General features: G+C 70.7%; 2 protein-coding genes. One reads left to right on the top strand and one right to left on the bottom strand.

Going from position 1 to position 3599, the window contains the following annotated elements; genetic code table 11:
* Nucleotides 1-8: 8 nt before the first annotated feature.
* The gene (locus ACFW2E_RS43430; RefSeq protein WP_384476673.1) at nt 9-1502 is read right to left on the bottom strand and encodes a M1 family metallopeptidase; all 1494 of its coding nucleotides are present in this window, start codon (nt 1500-1502) and stop codon (nt 9-11) included.
* A 182-nt stretch (nt 1503-1684) separates the two neighbouring features.
* Between ACFW2E_RS43430 and ACFW2E_RS43425 the strand changes: the two genes are divergently transcribed.
* Nucleotides 1685-3599 (top strand): Xaa-Pro dipeptidyl-peptidase (locus tag ACFW2E_RS43425; protein WP_384476670.1); only part of this gene is annotated, 1915 nt, incomplete at its 3' end.

The raw sequence follows: 3599 nt of genomic DNA, 5'->3' as shown, positions 1-3599 counted from the left end.
CCGGCGGGTCAGCCGCCGTGCACGTCGTTCGTCGCCTCGATCTTCGTCCACGACTTCGGCCGGACGGCGGCCTTCGCAGCCCGGGCCGGGGACGTGGCGCGCGCCGCGGACACCGCCGGCTTCGACGGCTGGAACAGCCAGGTGTCGAAGAGGGCCGACAGCGGCTTGCCGGACACCTGCTCGGCGTACTTCTGGAAGTCGGCCACCGAGGCGTTGCCGTACGCGTGCTCCTGCGGCCAGCCCTTCAGGATGGCGAAGAACGCGTCGTCACCGACCTCGTTGCGCAGCGCCTGGACGGCCAGCGCGCCCCGGTCGTAGACGGCGGCGTCGAACTGGTCGTCCGGGCCCGGGTCACCGGGCCTGACGGTCCAGAAGGTGTCGTCGGCGGGGTGGGAGTCGTACACGTAGCCGGCGAGCTCCTGTGTGGTCCCCTCGCCCTCGTGCTCCGACCAGAGCCACTGCGCGTACCGCGCGAAGCCCTCGTTGATCCAGATGTCCTTCCAGCCCTTCAGCGACACGTCGTCGCCGTACCACTGGTGCGCCAGCTCGTGCACGACGACCGAGGTGTTGGAGCCGTTCGCGAACTGCTTGGGGCTGTAGTAGACACGGGTCTGCGTCTCCAGGGCGTACCCGGTGGTGGTGTTGGGGACGTACCCGCCCGCGGAGCCGAACGGGTACGGCCCGAAGTAGCCGCTGAGCCAGTCCACCAGTTCCCCGGTGCGTTCCACACTGGCCCGCGCCGCCCCGTCGTTGTCGCCGAGGTCCTTGCTGTACGCGTTGATGACGGGCACACCGCCCTCGGAGGTGCCGGTCGTGATGTCGAACTTCCCGATCGCCAGTGTGGCCAGATACGTCGCCTGCGGCTTGTTCTCGCGCCAGTTGTAGCGCGTCCAGCCGAGCTTTGAAGTGCTGGACTGGAGTGTGCCGTTGGAGAGGGCCTGGGTGCCGTCCGGCACGGCCACCGACACGTCGTAGGTGGCCTTGTCCAGCGGGTGGTCGTTGCTCGGGAACCACCACCAGGCCGCCTCGGGCTCGTCGGCAGCGACGGCCCCGTCCGGGGTGCGGTGCCAGGTGGAGAACCCGTACGCGCTCTTCGCCGACGGCACTCCGCTGTAGCGCACGACCACGGTGATCGGCGTGCCCTTCGCGAGCGGGGACTTCGGGGTGATCACCAGTTCGTGCTGGCCGGAGGTGGTGAAGGCCGACTTGGAGCCGTTGACCCGCACCTCGCTCACGTCCAGGAGGAAGTCCAGGTCGAAGCTCGACAGATCCTGTGTGGTCCGTGCCTCGACCGTCGCCGTGCCCGCCAGCTCGTCCGTGGCCGGCCGGTACGTGAGCCGGAGGTCGTAGTGGGAGACGTCGTAACCGCCGTTGCCGTAGTACGGGTAATAGGGGTCGCCGATGCCCGGCGCCCCGGGTGCGGAGCTTGCGGCCGACGCCGGGATCGCCAGCAGGAGGGAGGCCGCCGCGAGCGCGCCCGGCGCGAAGATTCTGCGGTGCACGAGAACTCCAAGTCGTTGGGGCACGAAGTGTGTTCGGAGCCTATTCAGTAGCTGTGGCCCCCGGGCTGTCCACAGCCCCTCCCGTCACACGATCGCCATTCGGCCGACACGGGCCGCGTCCCGCCTGTGGACCACTCAGTTGCCCCCTTCTGCACGGGAGTTGACCGGGGTACCGTCCGCGCATGCCGAAACGCATGCGCTGCACGAACTGGAGAACGCTCGCGACACTGGCCGTCGCAGCCCTGATGGCCGCCCTCCTCACTCCCGCGGCCGTCCAGGCCGCCCCACGGGAGAGCCGGCCCGTCTACTCGTACGCCCACGCCATCCGCGAGGCCGTCTGGGTGGACACCGGCCTCGACCTGGACGGCGACGGGAGGAGCGACCGTGTCGCCGCCGACATCGTCCGGCCCGCCGAACCCGCCCGGCAGGGCCGCAAGGTCCCGATCATCATGGACGCCAGCCCGTACTACTCCTGCTGCGGGCGCGGCAACGAGAGCCAGAAGAAGACGTACGACGCCAACGGCCACGTCGTCCAAATGCCGCTTTTCTATGACAATTACTTCGTTCCCCGTGGCTACGCCTTCGTCGGCGTCGACCTCGCCGGCACCAACCGCTCCGACGGCTGTATCGACGTCGGCGGCCGCTCCGACATCCAGTCCGCGAAGGCCGTGATCGACTGGCTGAACGGCCGTGCCAAGGGCTACACCAGCCGCACCGGCGGCACCACGGTCAGGGCCGGCTGGACCAACGGCAGGACCGGCATGGTCGGCAAGAGCTGGGACGGCACCATCGCCAACGGCGTCGCCGCCACCGGTGTCGGGGGACTGAAGACCATCGTCCCGATCAGCGCCATCTCCTCGTGGTACGACTACTACTTCGCCAAGGGTGCCCCGCTGTACGACTCCGGCCCCGACTGGCTGTCCGACGCCGTCGAGAGCGACGGGGCCCGCGCCAAGTGCGCGGCCGTGCAGCAGAAGCTGGTCGACGGCGCCCCGCGCAACGGCGACTGGACCGGCCTGTGGACCGAGCGCGATTACGTCAAGGACGCGTCCAGGGTGAAGGCCAGCGTGTTCCTCGTGCACGGCATGCAGGACCTCAACGTACGCACCAAGCACCTCGGCCAGTGGTGGGACGCGCTCGCCAGGAACGGTGTCGAGCGCAAGATCTGGCTCTCCCAGACCGGCCACGTCGACCCCTTCGACTACCGGCGCGCCGAATGGGTGGACACCCTGCACCGCTGGTTCGACCACGAACTCCTCGGCTACGACAACGGCGTCGACCGTGAGCCGATGGCCGACATCGAGCGCCACCCCGACCAGTGGGTCACTTCGCAGGCCTGGCCGCCGCGCGGCACGCAGACCACCACGCTGCGCCCGGCCACCGGCGCCCGGGCGGGCGTCGGCACCCTCGGGCTGCACAGGGCCGGCGGCACCGAGACCTTCACCGACGACCCCGCGCTGAGCGAGACGGACTGGGCGGCGCGGATCGCCACCTCCACACCCGAGAAGGCCGGTTTCCTCACCCGGCCGCTGGGCCGTGCCCTGCGCCTGTCCGGCTCCTCCAAGGTCACGGTGACCGTCACCCCGACCACCTCGTCGGCCCACCTCTCCGCGGTCCTGGTCGACCTCGGTCCCGACACCATCCGGGACTACGCGGACGACGCCGAGGGCATCACCACGCTCACCGACCGCACCTGCTGGGGCGAGAGCACGGCCGGCGACAGCGCCTGCTTCAAGGCGACCAAGGCGAAGACGAAGGCCGTCGACCACACCGTGTTCAGCCGCGGCTGGGCCGACCTCGGCCACTACGCCTCCGCCCGCCGGGGCGTCGCCCTCACCCCGGGCCATGCGTACACCATCACGCTCGATCTCGCGGCCACCGATCACGTCGTTCCCAAGGGCCACCGGCTGGCGCTGATCGTCGCGGGCACGGACAAGGACCTCATCGACCCTCCGTCCACCACCCCGACGCTCACCGTCGACCTGTCCCGCACCTCGGCCAGGGTCCCGCTGGTCGGCGGCGCGGCGGCCTTCGCCCCGGCCCCCGCTCGCCCCCCCGCCCCCCCCCCCCCGCCCCACGCCCGCGCCCGCCGCCGCG

The sequence above is a fragment of the Streptomyces sp. NPDC058964 genome (assembly GCF_042741275.1).
Classification (GTDB): Bacteria; Actinomycetota; Actinomycetes; order Streptomycetales; family Streptomycetaceae; genus Streptomyces.
Note: the sequence above shows the minus strand (reverse complement) of the source record. Positions and strands in the feature narration are given on the sequence as shown.